Genomic DNA, 17,168 nt, shown 5'->3' on the forward strand with positions numbered 1-17,168 from the left:
TGCTCGGAGCGTTCAGACGTGGAAGGGCACGGTGGTCACGACGATCTTCGGCAGTGGGCGAAGCGCACGCCGAAGCCGAGCGGCGAGCCTGCTGTGCAGGAGGCGGTGCCACCAGTGGACGGCCACGATCTCGGGAAGGATCACGGTCACGGTGAGACCCGGACGCTGTTCGTGGAGCGCCTCGATGTAGTTGACCAGTGGGGCGACCACCGCCCGATACGGGGAGACCACGACCTCCAGCGGGAGATGGTCGCCCCACAGCACCCAGTAGTCCCGAAAACGTGCGGCCTCGTCTTCGCTGGTGCTCACGTGGAGTGCGAGGACGGGTTGCTGTAGCGATGCCGCATACGCCAGTGCGCGCATACTGGCCAGATCCATTGTGCCGATCGGGACGACCGACAGGTGGTGGATCTCTTCCGGGGTCTCCTCGTTCTCGCGGGCCGCCCACTGCGCGGGCGACTCGGGTGCGCCACGCCGGACGGAGGACGCGGGCTCGCAGCTTCCGTAGTGTGCGGGAATCGTGTGCATGGGCAGTTCGATTGCGTGGGAGTGCAGCCGAAGGGCCCGGCCAACGGTGTCGTAGTGGCGGCGAATTCGCAGCGTCACCAGGACGAACACCCCGACGATGAGGATGGCCACCCATGCGCCGGAGGTGAACTTGGTGATCCCCGCGGTGACGAAGACGATCCCCGACAACAGGGCGCCGGTGGCGTTGAAGGCCAGGCGCTTGCGCCAGTCACGGTTGCGCAGGCGCCACCAGTGGACCACCATGCCGGTCTGGGAAAGCGTGAAGGCGAGGAAGACCCCGACCGCGTACAAGGGGATCAGGGAATCGGTCTTTCCGTCGAACGCCACGTAGACCAGGGCCGCGGACACGGACAGCAGGATGATCCCATTGCTGAAGGCGAGCCGGTCGCCCAGCCGGAGGAAGCTGCGCGGGGCGTGGTCGTCCCGCGCGAGCAGGGAGAGGACCCGGGGGAAGTCGTTGTAGGCGGTGTTGGCAGCCAGGAGCAGCACGGCCGCCGTGGCCGCCTGCACGAAGACGTACATCCACCCCGAACCGAAACTGCGGTGGGCCAGTTGCGACAGGAGGGTCTCCTGAGTGCTGGGGACCACTCCGCTGAGGTGGATGACGGCGACCATTCCTGCGAACAACGCGACGAGGATGGCGATCATCCAGGTCAGGGTCGTTCGGGCGTTGCGCCACTCCACGGGTCTGAACGCCGGCACCGCGTTGGAGATCGCCTCGATCCCGGTCATGGCTGTCGCCCCGGACGAGAAGGCGCGCATCAGCAGCAGCACCGTGACACCCTCGACGAGGGTCACTGGAGGGGCGGGGACCGGTTGGAAGCCGCGTCCCGCCGCATCGACGAGACCGGCCGCGATCAGCGCGAACATCGCGATGACGAAGAAGTAGGTCGGGGCCGCGAACAGCACGCCGGCCTGCCGGATACCGCGGAGGTTCCCGGCGAGCAGGACCGCGATCACCCCGACCCCGATCGGCACGGTGGCCCCGGTCAGGGCGGGGACCGCCGAGGTGATCGCCGCGACCCCGGCGGAAATGGACACGGCAACCGTCAAGATGTAGTCGGTCATCAGGCCGGCTGCGGCGATCAGACCCGGGACGCGCCCCAGGTTGGCGCTGGCGACGATGTAGGAGCCTCCGCCGTGCGGATAGGCGCGGATCGTCTGGCGGTAGGACAGTCCCACGACCAGCATCAGGAACACGATCGCCACGGCGATCGGCAGCGAATAACCCAGTCCGACGACACCGGCCAGGACGAGGACGGTGAGCATGGCTTCTGGCCCATAGGCGACGGAGGAGAGCGCGTCGGCGGACAGTACCGGCAGCGCCACCAGTTTGCGCATCCGCTCGTAGGCGATCGCGGTGCTCTTCAACGCCGCACCGAGGATCACTCGGCGCACACGGTATCCGACGCGTCCCAGCCGGGTCGGTGGCACTTCCGTGCCCTCGGTGATCTCCATCGGAGGCTGACCGCTCAGGGCGGAGACACGCACCAGCCGCTCGAACCGGCTGGGCAGGATTTCGGCGGGGGCGGGGAACCTGCCCAGGTCCGGGTTGACGGGCAGTGCCCGGCGCCATACCGCCGGGTCGCCCGCCACCCGCCCCCATTCCCGTCCGACGAGGCGCAGTACCTGGAGCTGTTCCTGGTCGAGTCCGGGCAGCAACGGGGGAGTGCTCGGGGGTTCGGGAGCCCGGGTGTGGCCGCTTCCACGGGAGTGTCGGTGCGCGTCCGCCATGGGGCTCAGTGTTGCCCGCGATCGAGCGGCGGGAGGGTACCCACGCGGTAGCCGGCAGGTATTTTCCCTGGTGGTTACCTGCGGCTCCCTTGAGTCGGCGCCGGGCCGGTCGAATACGGCGGGCTTCGTCAGACCGTCACGGTGGTGCGGTCGCCGAGTTCCGCGGAGATGAGTGTCTGCGCGGCTCTGCGTGCCTGGCGGGCCGGGTCGGGGCTGCCCGCGATCGCAGCGGTCGTCTGGGCTCCTTCGGCCAGGAGAGCCAGGTACCCGGCGAGCTCTGCCGATCCGCCCGCCTGTGCGACCAGGCCGACCATGAAACGCTGGAACGATTCCTTGTGCTCCCTGACAGCGGCGGCGATGCTCGGCGCGGTGCCGATCTCCCCGAAGGCGTTGATGAACCCGCACCCGCGGAACGTGTCGTCGGTGAACCAGCCGGCCAGGTAGTCGTAGACGGCGAGCACCCTGTCCTGGGGAGCCCCGACCTGGGAGACCTGCGCCTCGAGCCCTTGTGTCCACAGCTGGTGCCGGTGGCTCAGGACCCCGAGCACGATCTCCTCCTTGGAGGAGAACAGTGAGTACAGGCGCTTGAGCGAGACTCCGGACTCGGTGCGGAGCCGGTCCATGCCGACGGCCTGGATGCCGTTGCCGTAGTACAGCCGGTCGGCCGCCTCGATCACCCGACGCCGGGCTTCCACATCGTCCATACCGCGAGTCTAACTTGCGCGGAGAACGATCGCTCTCTAGGGTGAGAAGCGTAAGAGAACGATCGTTCTCCACAAAAGGGAGGCCACCACCATGGGGTACATCACCGCCGGCAGTGAGAACAGCACGCCCATCGAGCTGTACTACGAGGACCACGGCACCGGCCAGCCGGTCGTACTCATCCACGGCTACCCGCTCAGCGGTACTTCATGGGAGAAGCAGACCGCCGCGCTGCTGCGTGCCGGCTACCGGGTCATCACCTACGACCGGCGCGGCTTCGGGCAGTCGAGCAAGCCGACCGTCGGCTACGACTACGACACCTTCGCAGCCGACCTGAACGAGGTGCTGACGGCCCTTGACCTCGGGGACGTCGTCCTCGTCGGTTTCTCCATGGGGACGGGCGAGGTCGCGCGTTACCTCGGCACCTACGGATCGGCCCGGGTCGCCAAGGCCGTCTTCCTCGGGTCGCTGGAGCCGTACCTGCTCAGGACCGACGACAACCCCACCGGTGTTCCCCAGGACGTCTTCGACGGACTGCTGGCAGCGGTGACAAAAGATCGCTACGCGTTCTTCACCCAGTTCTTCGCGGACTTCTTCAACACCGACACCTTCCTGGGCAATCGGCTCAGCGAGGAGGCGCTGCGCGCCAACGTCGCAGTCGCCGCAGGAGCCTCGCCGTACGCCTCGGTCGCCGCGCAGCCGACGTGGCTCACCGACTTCCGCTCCGACATCCCCACGATCGACGTTCCCGCGCTGATCGTGCACGGCACCGCCGACAACATCCTGCCGATCGACTCCACGGGCCGCCAGTTCACCAAGGCGCTGCCCGCTGCCACCTATGTCGAGATCGAGGGGGCACCGCACGGACTGCTGTGGACGCACGCGGAGGAGGTCAACTCCGCGCTGCTGCGGTTCCTGAGGGAGTAGCCGGCCCCACCGCTGCGATCGGGCCCGGCCGTTCGCCGGACCTGATCGCAGCGGACGTCCGATGCCCGGCCTCCGACGTCCGCCCTGCGGGGGCGGTGACGGCGAATCCTCCGGCGGTTCCCGGGAGAAGCCGCGCACGCGAACCGCCGTTTCCCGCGGGAGAGTCAGCCGAAACCACCGTTGCTCATCAGCAACTGGCCATTGATCCACTGCCCCTGCGGCGAGCAGAGGAAATCCACCAGGTGGGCGGTGTCCTGAGGTGTGCCGAGGCGGGCGAGCGGGGTGTGGTCGACGCAGTCCGTCCTCGTCCGATCGGACATCCAGCCGGTGTCCACGGGGCCGGGGTTGACGACGTTGGCACTGACGCCGAGATGGGCGAGTTCGTGCGCGGCGGCCAGGGTGATGCGGTCCATGGCCCCCTTGCTCGCCCCGTAGGGCAGGTTCTGCACGGTGTGGTCGCTGGTGAGGCCGATGATCCGTCCGCTGCCGGGAGCGCCGCGAAAACGCCTTCCATACTCGCGGATCAACAGCCAGGTGGCGCGCGCGTTGACGGCGAAGTGCCGGTCGAAGCTCTCCACTGTGGTGTCGAGCAGGCCGGAGTCGACCGACTCGCAGTGGCACATCACCAGGGCGGTGACATCGGTCGACCGGCTTTCGGCATCGTCGAAGATCCGGGCGGGGGAGTCGACGTCGGTGAGATCGGCCTCGATCGCGACGACGGCGGCACCGTGTGCGGCGATGGCCGCCCCGATCGTGTCGGCGGCACCCTCTTGCGCTCCCCATGCCATGCGCGCGTCGTAGGGGGTCCAGTAGGTGAAGGCGATGTCCCATCCCGACGCCGCCAGCTGCGTGGCGATGGCAGCGCCGATACCGGCGCTGCGGCCCACACCGGTGACCAGCGCCAGCGGTCGGGAGTCCCTGGTGGAGTCCTGGAGGAAAACGGGCCGGCACTGATCAGGGGTCATGACACAGGATCGTCGGGCACCCGGATCGGGACGGCAACTGTTTTTCGGGGGCGTGCCCTCAGGGGCCTCGCGAGAAGACTCCGATCGGCGAGACCACGCTTGCCGTGCACCGGGGAAAGAGACAGGGGCGGGGGCCGGTCAGCCGCGCATGACGCGTTCGACGAGGACCTGCCAGCTTTCGGACAGGAGGTGGGCCGATCCCGACGGGCCGGGGGCTTCGTCCATCGACAGGTACAGCAGCAGAGGAGCTTCCAGGGCCGCGGTGAGCTGGACGGCGAGACTGTCCAACAGGGGCAGGGGGACGAGCAGTCCGGCCTGGCCGAGCAGCATACGGATGTGGGGCTGGGTCATGCCGACCCCGTCCTCCGAGGCCGGCTGGGTGTGGTCCATGGCCGCTCTGGCAATCGCGTGGTGGTCCAGGAGGAAAGGGATCCGGGCGCGACCGTAGGCGATCAGGCGTTGCTCGGCGTCGGCACCCGGGCCCAAGGGCGGCGGCCCGGACAGCACCTGTTCCTGGAACCGACGCTCGTCGTCGTCGAGCAGGGCCCGGAAGATTCCTGCGCGGCTGCCGAAACGGCGGAAGACGGTCCCTTTTCCCAGCTCGGCGCGCTCGGCAAGGCCGTCCATGGTGACCTTCCCCGGTCCGTGCTCCGTGATCATCGCGCGGGCCGTCTCCAGCAGGCGCTCACGATTGCGCACCGCGTCCGCACGCTCACCACGCGGCTTCCCGAAGGGCACTACAGGCGTATTCACAGGGACAACCTACCCCCGGAGATGCTAAGCGGGGTAAAGTCCGTTTATGCTGGGGTGTGGCACCGGTCAATCGTCCGGCCCGTAGTCATGCCGCATGCCGCAGAGCTGCACATCCTTGGAGAAGTGAGACCTATGAACCTGTTCCGACTGGACACCAGCATTTTCCCGACCGCCTCCGCCAGCGCCGAGATCGCCGACCGCGCCGAGGCCGAATGGACGTCCGCGCACCCCGAGGGCAGCGTGATCCGTCGCAACCTGGGGGCCGACCCGCTGCCCTCCGACGCCTGGGCACTCGCCACCACGGCCGGTTCCACCCCCGAGGACGACCGCACCCAGGTCCAGCGCGATGCACTCGCCCTGGTGGCCGACCTGGCCGCCGAACTGCAGGACGCCGACGCCGCGATCCTGGCTGTGCCGCTGTACAACTACGGCGTCTCCCAGCACTTCAAGGCATGGGTCGACCTGGTGATCGCGGGCGGAGGACCCACCAACCCGCTGCTGAAGGGCACGCCCACCGTGCTGGTCACCACTCTCGGCGGCGGTTACGGCCCCGGAACCCCGCGCGAGGGCTGGGACCACTCCACCCCCTACCTCGAGCGCGTCGTCGGCGACATCTGGCAGGCCGACCTCACGGTCATCAAGCGCGAACTCACCCTGGCCGCGACCACACCGGGCATGGAGGGCCTGAAGGACCTCGCCGAGCAGCAGCACTCCCACGCCCTGGCCGCCGCACGCGACGCCGGCCGGGTCCTCGCCGGAAACTGAACCCCTGGTGGGGGCGGCACACCCGCCCGCGGCGTCGCCCCCACCGGTCGCTCTCCAGACCGCCCGTGCCGGCCACTTCCCCCAGCCTGCCGATCTCAGTCCAGGAAAAGGGCTGCGAGCCGGGGAAGACGACGCGACGTCTCCGCGTCGTCCTCGGGGTCCCAGTTCACCCCGGTCGGCCGTTGCGGCCGCGTCATTTCCCGCACCGCTCTCTCGGTCACCGTGGTGAGGGACTCGGTCACCCCTTTCCCCTTCGCATACGTCTTCCCGACGAGACTGCTCAGGGACTCGTATCCGATCCACGCGCTTTCGCCACGGCTCATCCGGATGACCACGGGAAGGTCGGCCAGAGTGTCGGGGTCGGCGACAGCCTTGGTGAAGGTGTCGCGTCCGAGAAGGATCAACCCGTCGCGGAAATCCATGAAACCGTCGTCCCCGCAGCCGCCCTCAATCAGATAAGCAGCGTTTTGCAGCGGATACCGAAGCGCGGAGTCGCTCACCTCGATCCTCGTGAGGGAGAAGTCGATGATCTCCGCCGGCGTCAGCGCGGCCAGCACGTCGGCCAGCGCCGCCGGCAGCGGGTCGTCCGGCAGATTACGGTCGTCCGCCCGGTCGCCGACGCCGGCACGCGCGGTCTCGATGAGATCCCACCACATGTCGATGTGCATGCCGGCAATCCTAGGGAGGGCCGGTCCGCCTGCCGTCCACAGGTTGCCCGTCCTCACCAACGGGTCGATGAGCCGATCGTTGGTCTACCCGTCGAATGTCTCGTCGATGCGCAGGCCGCCTGCGAAGGGCATCGTCTGCCACTGGTCGACGGCTGGCCTGAGGTACTCCATCAGCTCGGGCAGCTGCGGGACAAGCGTGAGGGTGGCGACGACCCGCAGCATACCCAGGGCGTTGACGAAACCCAGGGCCTCCTCGTCGAGCGGTCTCGTGCCGTTGCGCCGCGCGCCGCGGTTGTAGGCGGATTCGTGCTCGGATCCGAGAGCGGCGAGGTCCCATTCGACGGGCCCCAGCGTGACCAGTTCGAAGTCGGCGTAGAGGTCCCCGTCCACCCCGGAGAAGATGTTGGCGGGCGGGGAGTCGCCGTGGACGGGCTGGAGCCCCACACCCGGGAACCGGGCCTCGAAGGCCGCGCGCGAGCGCACGAGTGGTTCCAGGATCTGCCACTCGCGGCGGGCGCGGTCCAGCTCGGCCGTTCCGATCAGGGCACGGTGTCGGTCGAGCCGGGCAAGGCTTTCCGCGATGAACTGTGGATCGGCCGCAGACAGAAACTCCAGGGGGCCGGGGTAGGCGCGCATTGCCGCGTGCAGATCGGCGACGCTCTCGGCGTTCGCCACGTAATCGGGTTTCCTGTCCCGGTCCTCCTGGACGAACGGCCAGAACGTCATCGAGAAACCGTCGCGTTGCACGGGTTTTTGCGGCACGAGCGGACTGGGCGCGATCACGGGAACCCCCTGACCGGCGAGCCAACGTGTCACGTCCAGCTCGTCCTGTTGGCGGCGTGCGAGGGCGACCAGGTCCTCCGGGTGCGGCAAGACGGTGGGAATCCGGGCCACGACCGGAGAGGGCGCCAGGTGGACGACGACGGAGAAGACGTCGTGCAGCACCGTGGGATCGGTAACGGTCAGGCCGAGCTCGCGCCCTGCCGCGACGGCCGCGCCGACCGCGGCGGAGGTCCGGTCGGCGAGCTGTTGTGGTGTCAGGAACGTGGTCATGGCTCCATCATTTCAGCGGGATCGGGCTGCCAGGAGTCGTTCGGCCCCCAATCCTGTTCCGATGTTCCTCACCCCGCCTTCCTCCTCGACGACGACGCCGGACCCGCGTATCCACTGGGGAGGCGGGGAACCCCGCACCCGGTGTGGCCGGGCCACACGGATCTGCTGGACGTGGCGGAGGAAACCGCCCGAACAGGGGGTAATGACCCGTTGCCGTTGTACGGCCCCGCCCGGTTCGGGCGGGGCCGTACTCATTTCCGGGGCTGGTCCTTTGATGCCGGGTCCATCGTGTCCGTCCCGACCGTCACGGCGGTCAGCTCATCCCAGAGCCTTCGCCACGGTTCGACGGGGAAATGGGAATCGAGCCGGCCGAGGTTCTTCCGCATGGCCTCGGCGAACCACCGTTCGTCGTCGGCCCGGGCACGCATGAGTTCGAGCATCTTCTCGGCCGTCCCCCTCAGGTCGCCCTCCCCGTGGAGACGGGCGCACAGGAACGCGTCACCGTAGATATCGCAGAAGGCGTTGAAGTCACCGACCGCACTGGGGATACCCGCGACGGTCGCGAGCGCGGGCCCCAGCCCGACACTCTCCACGTCCGGGCGGTTCGGTGTGAAGAGCACCCCGCCACCGGTGGCGGCACCCACCCGCAGAAGGTCGACCTCGTCGAGGTGCCAGAGGCGGTCCGCTCCCCGGTAGCTCTGGAGCGGCACCCCGTCCAAGAACCTCACGTGGTCCAGAACGTCCTCGTGCAGGGCCTCGTCGAGCACCTCCTTCGTGTAGTCCGGGTCCTCACCGAGATCACCGAAGACCAGCAGGAGAGGCTCCGATCGCCCTTGCTCCCTGCTCACCTCCCGTATGCGGGAGAAGAGCCGTATCGAGATCTCCACCCCTTTGACCCTGAAGACACGGACGGGGACCAGGAGCAGCGGCTGTCCCGGTACGGCGCCGATCTGCTCCAGGAACTCCTCGTGCCGGTCCTCCAACACCTCGGAGGGAGCTGCGGGCAGCACGTTGGGGACCGTGACGGGTTCCAGCGGGGTGGGATATCCGGAAGCCTCGACCCGCAGTGCCTCCGACACCACCGCCCAACGGTGTGCGTCGTGTCGGCCGGGCAACGGGGTGAATTCGTTGGGGGCCGGGGGATAGACCCGTTCGTCGCCCTCGTGCACGGCGTAGCTGCCGAACAGGTCGTGGTCCCAGAAGAGGACTCCACCGGGCCGTCCGCCGCCCCAGCGCCGCGCCGCGGCCCGGTGAAGGGCAAGGGTCACCGGAACCGCGTCGGTCAGGGTCATGTTGACGGCCACCACCCAGTCCGTGTCGTGTTCGTCGAGCCACTCGGAGAAGTACGTCTCGTAGGGAGCAGCCAGAGCCTCGATGCGCTGACGGAGCCGTGCTTTCTCGCCGGGGTCCAGATCGTCCGCCCGGGCGACCAGGCGTCGTACGTCGAGGAGTTCATCGGCCAGTTCCGGTCCCGCGCAGGGAAGGGTCGTGCTGACGTCGAGCCAAGGAGGGTAGCAGTCCGGTTCGGTGCCGTTGGGAAAGAACGCGGGCTTGTCGGGACGCCACGAGTAGCCGAGGTCGGCCGGGATGGGTTCTGCCGGGGACGGTTTCCCGTGAAAACGGGCCACGACATTGCGAAAGACGGTGAGCAGACCACTGACGGGGAGCCCGTCCCCGCACACCAGCGCGAGCTTGACCAACGTTTCACCTTTCTCACCGGGCCCACCACGATTGCGGCCCTTCGAACGGTCACGAACACCACGGGTCGGGTCGATGGGCCGAGCGCCGTGACCGCGGTCGCCGGGGTCAGGCGACGGCCAGCAGCGCACATGTCCGCCGACGACGCGCAGCGCCGGCCGAAGGGGGCGTGGGCGGACATGGTCCGATCCTTTCGGAGGCGGTCGGCGCAGGAGCTGGTTTTGCCTAAAAGGCGTTTACGAAACCAGGAAAGCTCTCAACGTCCCCCGTGCCGCTGGTCCGTGGACTCGTTGCGCGTCGACTCCGAGTTCAGGTCGGCGCGGAGAGCCACCACGCCCGTGCGCCGGAGCAGGCGGAGGCCCTGCCGCGCGGGGTCGCCCTGCCGGGCGGTGTGGTCCGGCAACAGTTGAGTGCGGTCTTTGAAGTCCGTCAAAAAATTTCGCGATGGGATGTCGAGAACCCGCGCGCGGCTCCGTCCCCAGGAGAGAACACGGCCACAATGGGCCGTATCTCACCGAGGAGGACATGATGGCCAAGTACCTGCTGCTCAAGCACTACCGGGGCGCGCCGGCACCGGTCAACGACGTGCCGATGGACCAGTGGGAGCCGGAGGAGGTCTCGGCCCACATCCAGTACATGCGCGACTTCGCCGCTCGACTGGAGGGCACCGGCGAGTTCGTCGACAGCCAGGCGCTCTCGCCGGAGGGCACGTTTGTCCGCTACGACGGTGAGGGCCGGCCGCCGGTCACCGACGGCCCGTTCGCGGAGACCAAGGACCTGATCGCCGGCTGGATGGTGATCGACGTCGACACCTACGAGCGCGCACTCGAACTGGCCGGCGAGCTGTCCGCGGCCCCGGGCGCGGGTGGGAAGCCGATCCACGAGTGGCTCGAGGTGCGACCGTTCTACTCCGAGCGGCCCACGGCCACCGAGTGAACGAGTCGCTGCTCCGGGAGCTGGTGCCCACGGTGATCGGTGTTCTCGTCCGTCGCGGGGCCGAGGTCTCCGAGATCACGACGAGACCTGGCGACGAGGTGGGGCGGGAACTGCTCGGTACCCTTTCGAGGGCCGCCAAGCCCGAGGACGAAGATGCGTTCCTGGAACAGATGGTTGCCGAGCGCCGTGTGGTCATCCGGTTGACGGTGGACCGGCTGTACGGAACAGCGTTCGATATCGAGGGCTAGAACATTTCGGACCCGTGCTGGTCGAAGCCGCTCGGTGAGGGCTGCGACCAGCACCGCAGCACACAGCGATCCTGGCGTACCTCGTGGCCACGGCGCCCTGGCGCCGAGAATGTCGTAAGAGAACGTGCCAAGGGGCTCGAAACCTTCAGGATCGACAGGAAAAGGCCGGTCACGAAGCCGACTTCGTCGGCAGAGGGTTCACCCAGCTGCCCAGCACGCGGGAGCGCTCGGGTTACCTGGCCGGGTTCGTGTTCGAGCTGGTGGGCCTCCGCGGGGTCTGCGTCCGATAGGACCGCCCCAGTTCCGCGCCGAGCCCGAAGTAATGACGGAAGTTGTAGATGAGCGGACTCCACTCGGCTGGATCGACATGCTGGGTCCCGGGGACGACGATGCGTGAATCGGCGTGTACTTTTCGGGTGACCGACTCGACGATGACGAACGCCCCGGAGATGTCCGGACGTATTCGCTGGGCGCGGGCCTCCAGTTGGAGGGGGCATTCGGCGACACGGGGCGGCCCGACCACATGCGAGGGCTCGGCGCGGAGACCGGCCGCGGTGAATTTGTCCTGTTCGAAACGGCAGCCGTGCGGTTTGGTCGGGGGCACCGGATGGCGGCCGGTCAGCGATGCCAGTCGCTCCACCTGCGGCCACAGCTCGGGGGACGGCAGATTGATGACCAGTTCGGGACGGTCACGGAGGTTGTCCGCAGTCTGCCCGTCGCCTCCCAGCCCCAGCACGATCACCTTCCCCAGGGCCCAGGCCGAGGAGATCGGGGCGAGGTTGAACGACCCGTCCGGGTTCTCCGTCGAGAGGAGCACGACCGGCGTTCCGAAGTACAGGATGCTCGGCTCGATGGCACGGTGGGTGTCGACCTGTTCCGCGGACGGCACACAGCCGGGTTCGTTGTCCATGCTCGCAGCCTAGAAACGGGATGCTTCGGCAGCGGCCGAAGCATCCCTGGTGATAATCGAGTCCATGAACGTCCAAGCGACTGGTCCCGATCTGGCGGCCGTTGCCAGGCTGCTGGCCGACGGTACGCGTGCCGGCTTCTGCCTGGCCTTGCTCGACGGCCGGGCATGGACCGCCGTCGAATTGGCCCGTCACGCAGGGGTGGCCGCTTCGACGGCAACCGGGCACCTCAACATGCTCGTCCGTGGGGGACTGCTCACCGAGGAGCGGCAGGGACGCCACCGTTATGTTCGCCTTGCCGATCCCCACGTCGCCGAGTTGATCGAGAATCTCACCGTGATGGCTCCGCACAGCGCTCCCGCACCCCGTTCCCTGTCGGCGGTGCGTCGCAGCCGAGCCCTCGCCTACGCCCGGACCTGCTACGACCACCTGGCCGGAACCGTCGGGGTCGCGATCACCGAGGCAATGACCGAGCGGGAACTACTGGACTGGCGACACGGGCTGAGCCTGACCCGTGACGGAGTGATCTGGCTCGTGGAACTCGGCATCACCGTCCCGACCGCCACGCGTCGCCCCTCCGTACGATCGTGTCTGGACTGGACGGAGCGTCGGCCGCATCTGGCGGGTGCGGTCGGTGCAGCAATATGCCGCCACGCCTTGGACTCCGGTTGGATCGCCCGAATCGGCACGACCCGCGCCGTGTGCGTCACGGCCGACGGCCGAAATGCTCTGCGCGTCCATCTCGGCCTGTCCGACGATTCCCTTTCGGGCCGGTGACCCGTTCCCACGGCAGGATCACGGGTGGCAGGAACCTTCTCGCCCCGATTCTCCGGACCATCCCTGACCCGTCGTCGTGCCCGAACGACATCCGGCCCCGCGGAAGTCGTGTCACCATTTCGTACCGGGCCCGGTGGGGACTTCCCGGGTGTCGGTCAAGGGCCGACGTAAGTCGCGAGGTGCTCGCCGGTGAGAGTGGAGCGGGCGGCGACGAGGTCGGCCGGTGCGCCTTCGAACACGATTCGGCCGCCGTCGTGCCCGGCACCTGGGCCGAGGTCGACGATCCAGTCGGCGTGTGCCATGACCGCCTGGTGGTGCTCGATGACGATCACCGACTTGCCCGAGTCGACGAGCCGGTCGAGCAGGCCGAGTAGCTGTTCGACATCGGCGAGGTGGAGGCCGGTGGTCGGCTCGTCCAAGACGTAGACGTCGCCCTTCTCAGCCATTCGAGTGGCCAGCTTGAGCCGCTGCCGCTCGCCGCCGGACAGCGTGGTGAGCGGCTGACCGAGCGTGAGGTAACCGAGCCCGACGTCGACGAGCCGGTCGAGGATGGTGGACGCGGCCCGAATGGGTGCCTTGCCGGCACCGAAGAACTCCTTGGCCCCGTCCACCGACATCGCGAGCACTTCGCTGATGTCGCAACCGCCGAGGTGGTAGTCCAGCACCGATGCCTGGAATCGTTTCCCCTCGCACTCCTCGCAAGTGGTGGCGACGCCGGCCATCATCGCGAGGTCGGTGTAGATGACGCCGGCACCGTTGCAGCCGGGGCAGGCGCCCTCGGAGTTGGCGCTGAACAGGGCCGGTTTCACCCCATTGGCCTTGGCGAACGCCTTGCGGATCGGGTCGAGGAGTCCGGTGTAGGTCGCCGGATTGCTCCGCCGCGAGCCACGGATTGCGCCCTGGTCGATCGAGACCACGTCCGTGCCGGTGGGGATCGACCCGTGTATCAGTGAACTCTTGCCCGAACCGGCGACACCGGTGACGACGACCAGTACCCCGAGCGGGATATCGACATCGACGTCACACAGGTTGTTCGTCGCCGCGCCGCGGATCTCCAGGGTGCCCTTCGGTGTTCGCACCGTGCTCTTGAGGGCGGAGCGGTCGTCGAAATGACGACCGGTGACGGTGCTGCCGGACCGCAGCCCCTCTACGGTTCCTTCGTAGCAGACGGTGCCCCCTGCCGTGCCGGCGCCTGGGCCGAGGTCGACGACGTGGTCGGCGATCGCGATCGCCTCCGGTTTGTGCTCCACGACGAGTACGGTGTTGCCCTTGTCGCGCAACCGCAGCAGCAGTCCGTTCAACCGCTGGATGTCGTAAGGGTGCAGGCCGGTGGTGGGCTCGTCGAAAATGTAGGTGACATCGGTGAGCGACGAGCCGAGGTGGCGGATCATCCTGGTGCGTTGCGCCTCGCCGCCCGACAGCGTGCCGGCCGGCCGGTCGAGCGAGAGGTAGCCCAGCCCGATCTCCATGAACGAGTCGAGGGTCTGCAGCAGCGCGGCCAGCAACGGCGCCACCGACGGTTCGTCGAGGCCTCGGACCCATTCGGCGAGGTCGCTGATCTGCATCGAGCAAGCGTCGGCGATGTTGATCCCGTCGATCAGTGAGGAGCGGGCAGCCTTGCTGATCCGGGTGCCATCGCATTCGGGACAGGCCGTGAAGGTGACCGCCCGGTCTACGAACGCCCGGATGTGCGGTTGCAGCGAATCGGGATCCTTGGAGAGGAACGACTTCCGTACTTTGGGGACCAATCCCTCGTAGGTGAGGTTGACTCCGTCGATCTTCACCTTGACTGCCTCCTTGTGGAGGAAGTCGTCGCGCTCCTGCTCGGTGTACGCGCGGATCGGCTTGTTCGGGTCGACGAAGCCCGACTCGGTGAAGATCCGTACCGTCCAGAAGCTGTCCGCCTTGTAACCGGGAACGGTGATGGCGCCTTCAGCAATCGACTTGGACGCGTCGTAGAGCTGGGTGAGGTCGATGTCGGAGACCGTTCCTCGGCCTTCGCAGCGAGTACACATGCCACCGGTACGGGTGAACGTCTGTTTCACGCTTTTGCGGGCGCCGCGTTCGATCGTGATCGCGCCGCTTGCCCGAACCGAGGGGACGTTGAAGGAGAACGCGTTTGGCGAGCCGATGTGCGGCTGGCCGAGCCGGCTGAAGAGGATGCGCAGCATTGCGTTGGCATCGGTGGCGGTGCCGACCGTCGAACGGGCATCGGCACCCATGCGCTGCTGGTCGACGATGATCGCGCTCGTCAGTCCTTCGAGTACGTCGACCTCGGGCCGCGCCAATGCGGGCAGAAAGCCTTGCGCGAAAGCACTGTAGGTCTCGTTGATCATCCGCTGCGACTCGGCGGCGATCGTTCCGAAAACCAGCGAGCTCTTGCCCGAGCCGGAGACACCGGTGAACACCGTCAGACGACGCTTCGGGATCTCGACGCTGACGTCCTTGAGGTTGTTCACGCGTGCCCCGTGCACGCGGATCAGGTCATGGCTGTCGGCAACATGCGGCTCGGATGGCTGTGTTGTCGTCCCCATCGTGTCTCCATCTGTCGGGCGGGACCACTTCGGCGTCTTCGCCGGTGTCATCTGACTCAAGCCGACCATCTTCGAGTATGTCGCGTGTCCCCGTCAGGCGCGATTATCGCCCGCGTTGCGACACTTTTCCGACCGTCGGCTCAACCGGCCTGCACCGGACCACCACTGTTTCGCAAGCTGCCTCGTGAAGCCTCCCGGGGGCCAGTCCGCGTTATCAATCCGTGTTGAGTTGGTTTCGTTTGCTAAAACGTTAATAAGCAAACGAAAAACGTTTCAAGCAAACTTAATTAGACCCCAAGGGGCGGGATTTCTGACCCCTGATAAGTGAACCTTATCGAGGGTCAGGCTGTCAGGGAGTGAAAAGTGGGCCCCGGCGGCCCCGGGAAGCGTTGCAACGTTATTCAGAGAGTCTCCGAGAGGGTCAAAACGCGATCGAAGCTCTGAGGTGGCCGTAGGCGCATTCGACGCATGGGGGCACCGAATGCCACGGGGATGATCATGAAAGCCCGGCAGCGTCGATTCTGTGGCGTCGTTTTTTGGGCAAGAGCTTGAAAAAACTTCACAAAACGGGCAGGAGGTCGTTGGGAGGCGACACAGCGATGAGCACGGACCATCCTGAACTGGGGCTTAGCCAGGGCCACGTCCCGCGCGCAGCGGGACGGGAGCAGCGTGAGCATCCGAGGCCGGGAGCCAGGATGACGTCACCACCCGGCTTTCCCGTGGCGATCGCAGCCAACGGCATGGCATGGAGGACGTGCACGATCCCACTGGGAAGAACCAGATGGTCGGACGCGACGCGCGAGCGCCAACCGGCAAAGGGGACAAGAACACACGGGGCGATTGGACGGTTGTGATCGAAGAAGGGCGGCGCAGAGAACCACCCGGTTTGTGACCGTGGCTCCGCTCGCCGAAACGCGCGTGCTCATGTAGTCGGAGATCCGGAACGCTGTCCTGTTCCATGGATACGACCCGGGAGAAAGCCGTTGGCGCAAAGGAACGATCCTCGCCCTCATCCACTACCGTCCACGGCACTTTGAGTGCTTTTCGGCCCATGAAGCGCCGGCATGGTGGGCAGCAGTACCGCGGCAAACGTGAAGCTGATCGAGGCCCGAACCCAGGTGCCCATCGTGCGGTTCTGGGGCAACGGACTACTCGCCGCAGGAGGCGCCCGATCGCTCAGAGGAAGGCGCCTCCGGAGACCTCGATGCGCTGGGCGGTGACCCAGCGCAGACCCTCGGATGCCAGCGTGGCGATGGCGTCGGCGATCTCCTCAGGTTCGCCGACGCGGCCGAGTGCGGTCTGTCCGGCCAGAGCCTGACGCATCTCGGCGTCGTCCCGCATCGCCCCACCGTTGAAATCGGTGGCGGTCGGTCCCGGAGCGATGGAGTTGACCCGGATTCCGCGCGGGCCGAGTTCTGCGGCGAGGGTGCGGCTCAAGACTTCGACGGCGGCCTTCGAGGCGGAGTAGACCGAGGTGGCGGGGCTGGTGTGGCGGGTCAGTGACGTCGAGACGTTGATGACGCGGCCGCCTCGGGGCAGCAACGGCACAAGTGACTGGATGAGGAAGAACGTGCCCCGGACGTTGGTGTCCATCACCGTGTCGAAGTCGTCGATCGTGACGTCCTCCAGCGGTCCGAAGATCCCCACTCCCGCGTTGTTGACCAAGATGTCGAGCCGCGAAGTACCCCAGCGCTCCAGCTGCTCGCTCAATTCGGAGGTGAAGGACGCGAAAGAGGAGACGTCGCTGATGTCGAGCCGGAGAACAGCGGCGGTCCCGCCCACCGCCTGCACCTGTTCCACCGTCATCTCAGCCCCGGCCTCATCACCGCGGTGGGTGACCAATACCCGCACCCCGCGCGTGGCCAGAGCGATGGCCGCGCCACGTCCGAGGCCGCGATTCGCACCGGTCACCAAAGCGGTCTTAACGATCGTCATGAACTGTTCCTCCACCGCGCGGCTACCGGAATTCACC

The 17,168-nt window shown here is 67.3% G+C and carries 15 protein-coding genes; 5 read left to right on the top strand and 10 right to left on the bottom strand.

Features of this window, described 5'->3' with window-relative positions; genetic code table 11:
- Positions 1–12: 12 nt before the first annotated feature.
- Positions 13–2,262, bottom strand: coding sequence for an APC family permease (locus QSJ59_RS13010; RefSeq protein ID WP_285759785.1), 2,250 nt, complete (start codon positions 2,260–2,262; stop codon positions 13–15).
- Positions 2,263–2,390: 128 nt separating this feature from the next.
- Positions 2,391–2,966, bottom strand: coding sequence for a TetR/AcrR family transcriptional regulator (locus tag QSJ59_RS13015; RefSeq protein ID WP_285759786.1), 576 nt, complete (start codon positions 2,964–2,966; stop codon positions 2,391–2,393).
- A 91-nt stretch (positions 2,967–3,057) separates the two neighbouring features.
- On the opposite strand from QSJ59_RS13015, the gene QSJ59_RS13020 reads away from it, so the two are divergent.
- On the top strand, positions 3,058–3,891 hold the full coding sequence (locus tag QSJ59_RS13020) for an alpha/beta fold hydrolase (RefSeq protein WP_285759787.1): 834 nt from the start codon (positions 3,058–3,060) through the stop codon (positions 3,889–3,891).
- 164 nt (positions 3,892–4,055) lie between these two features.
- Here the strand turns inward: QSJ59_RS13020 and QSJ59_RS13025 are convergent, their stop codons facing one another.
- Both QSJ59_RS13025 and QSJ59_RS13030 read right to left on the bottom strand, forming a co-directional pair.
- The gene (locus tag QSJ59_RS13025; RefSeq protein ID WP_285759788.1) at positions 4,056–4,856 is read right to left on the bottom strand and encodes an SDR family oxidoreductase; all 801 of its coding nucleotides are present in this window, start codon (positions 4,854–4,856) and stop codon (positions 4,056–4,058) included.
- Positions 4,857–4,994: 138 nt separating this feature from the next.
- On the bottom strand, positions 4,995–5,609 hold the full coding sequence (locus tag QSJ59_RS13030; RefSeq protein WP_285759789.1) for a TetR/AcrR family transcriptional regulator: 615 nt from the start codon (positions 5,607–5,609) through the stop codon (positions 4,995–4,997).
- Between the two features lie 132 nt (positions 5,610–5,741).
- Here QSJ59_RS13030 and QSJ59_RS13035 point away from each other — a divergent pair, with 132 nt between their 5' ends.
- Positions 5,742–6,374 (top strand): FMN-dependent NADH-azoreductase, encoded by a 633-nt coding sequence (locus tag QSJ59_RS13035; protein WP_285759790.1) that lies wholly within the window; start codon positions 5,742–5,744, stop codon positions 6,372–6,374.
- 95 nt (positions 6,375–6,469) lie between these two features.
- Here QSJ59_RS13035 and QSJ59_RS13040 read toward each other — a convergent pair whose 3' ends face one another.
- The 3 genes from QSJ59_RS13040 to QSJ59_RS13050 all read right to left on the bottom strand — a co-directional run bounded on the left by QSJ59_RS13040 (position 6,470) and on the right by QSJ59_RS13050 (position 9,795).
- Positions 6,470–7,042: a DUF4240 domain-containing protein gene (locus QSJ59_RS13040; RefSeq protein WP_285759791.1), complete on the bottom strand. Its 573-nt coding sequence runs from the start codon at positions 7,040–7,042 to the stop codon at positions 6,470–6,472.
- 84 nt (positions 7,043–7,126) lie between these two features.
- Positions 7,127–8,095 carry a phosphotransferase gene (locus tag QSJ59_RS13045; protein WP_285759792.1) on the bottom strand — a complete coding sequence of 323 codons (969 nt, stop codon included), beginning with the start codon at positions 8,093–8,095 and terminating at the stop codon, positions 7,127–7,129.
- A 251-nt stretch (positions 8,096–8,346) separates the two neighbouring features.
- A complete protein-coding gene (locus tag QSJ59_RS13050) occupies positions 8,347–9,795 on the bottom strand; it encodes a glycosyltransferase family protein (protein WP_285759793.1) in 1,449 nt (482 codons plus the stop codon).
- Between the two features lie 526 nt (positions 9,796–10,321).
- Here QSJ59_RS13050 and QSJ59_RS13055 point away from each other — a divergent pair.
- Both QSJ59_RS13055 and QSJ59_RS13060 read left to right on the top strand, forming a co-directional pair.
- Positions 10,322–10,729 (top strand): YciI family protein, encoded by a 408-nt coding sequence (locus tag QSJ59_RS13055; protein ID WP_285760152.1) that lies wholly within the window; start codon positions 10,322–10,324, stop codon positions 10,727–10,729.
- Entirely contained in the window at positions 10,726–10,977 is a 252-nt protein-coding gene (locus QSJ59_RS13060; protein WP_285759794.1) for a hypothetical protein, read from the top strand. The genes QSJ59_RS13055 and QSJ59_RS13060 overlap by 4 nt, the downstream gene beginning before the upstream one ends.
- A 232-nt stretch (positions 10,978–11,209) precedes the next feature.
- Here the strand turns inward: QSJ59_RS13060 and QSJ59_RS13065 are convergent, their stop codons facing one another.
- A complete protein-coding gene (locus QSJ59_RS13065) occupies positions 11,210–11,887 on the bottom strand; it encodes a flavin reductase family protein (RefSeq protein WP_285759795.1) in 678 nt (225 codons plus the stop codon).
- A gap of 64 nt (positions 11,888–11,951) precedes the next feature.
- Here QSJ59_RS13065 and QSJ59_RS13070 point away from each other — a divergent pair, with 64 nt between their 5' ends.
- Positions 11,952–12,662, top strand: a complete 711-nt coding sequence (locus QSJ59_RS13070; protein ID WP_285759796.1) for an ArsR/SmtB family transcription factor — start codon at positions 11,952–11,954, stop codon at positions 12,660–12,662.
- 155 nt (positions 12,663–12,817) lie between these two features.
- Here the strand turns inward: QSJ59_RS13070 and QSJ59_RS13075 are convergent, their stop codons facing one another.
- Positions 12,818–15,196 (bottom strand): ATP-binding cassette domain-containing protein, encoded by a 2,379-nt coding sequence (locus QSJ59_RS13075; protein WP_285759797.1) that lies wholly within the window; start codon positions 15,194–15,196, stop codon positions 12,818–12,820.
- 1,176 nt (positions 15,197–16,372) lie between these two features.
- Positions 16,373–17,131: an SDR family NAD(P)-dependent oxidoreductase gene (locus QSJ59_RS13080; RefSeq protein WP_285759798.1), complete on the bottom strand. Its 759-nt coding sequence runs from the start codon at positions 17,129–17,131 to the stop codon at positions 16,373–16,375.
- Positions 17,132–17,168 lie beyond the last annotated feature (37 nt).

It is taken from the genome of Nocardiopsis ansamitocini, from assembly GCF_030268225.1.
GTDB classification, from domain to species: domain Bacteria; phylum Actinomycetota; class Actinomycetes; order Streptosporangiales; family Streptosporangiaceae; genus Nocardiopsis_D; species Nocardiopsis_D ansamitocini.

Excerpts from the sequence above, each read along its gene's own strand:
- QSJ59_RS13010 (WP_285759785.1), bottom strand. The coding sequence starts at position 2,262 with ATGGCGGACGCGCACCGACACTCCCGTGGAAGCGGCCACACCCGGGCT.
- QSJ59_RS13015 (WP_285759786.1), bottom strand. The coding sequence starts at position 2,966 with ATGGACGATGTGGAAGCCCGGCGTCGGGTGATCGAGGCGGCCGACCGG.
- QSJ59_RS13020 (WP_285759787.1), top strand. The coding sequence starts at position 3,058 with ATGGGGTACATCACCGCCGGCAGTGAGAACAGCACGCCCATCGAGCTG.
- QSJ59_RS13025 (WP_285759788.1), bottom strand. The coding sequence starts at position 4,856 with ATGACCCCTGATCAGTGCCGGCCCGTTTTCCTCCAGGACTCCACCAGG.
- QSJ59_RS13035 (WP_285759790.1), top strand. The coding sequence starts at position 5,742 with ATGAACCTGTTCCGACTGGACACCAGCATTTTCCCGACCGCCTCCGCC.
- QSJ59_RS13040 (WP_285759791.1), bottom strand. The coding sequence starts at position 7,042 with ATGCACATCGACATGTGGTGGGATCTCATCGAGACCGCGCGTGCCGGC.
- QSJ59_RS13045 (WP_285759792.1), bottom strand. The coding sequence starts at position 8,095 with ATGACCACGTTCCTGACACCACAACAGCTCGCCGACCGGACCTCCGCC.
- QSJ59_RS13055 (WP_285760152.1), top strand. The coding sequence starts at position 10,322 with ATGGCCAAGTACCTGCTGCTCAAGCACTACCGGGGCGCGCCGGCACCG.
- QSJ59_RS13065 (WP_285759795.1), bottom strand. The coding sequence starts at position 11,887 with ATGGACAACGAACCCGGCTGTGTGCCGTCCGCGGAACAGGTCGACACC.
- QSJ59_RS13070 (WP_285759796.1), top strand. The coding sequence starts at position 11,952 with ATGAACGTCCAAGCGACTGGTCCCGATCTGGCGGCCGTTGCCAGGCTG.
- QSJ59_RS13075 (WP_285759797.1), bottom strand. The coding sequence starts at position 15,196 with ATGGGGACGACAACACAGCCATCCGAGCCGCATGTTGCCGACAGCCAT.
- QSJ59_RS13080 (WP_285759798.1), bottom strand. The coding sequence starts at position 17,131 with ATGACGATCGTTAAGACCGCTTTGGTGACCGGTGCGAATCGCGGCCTC.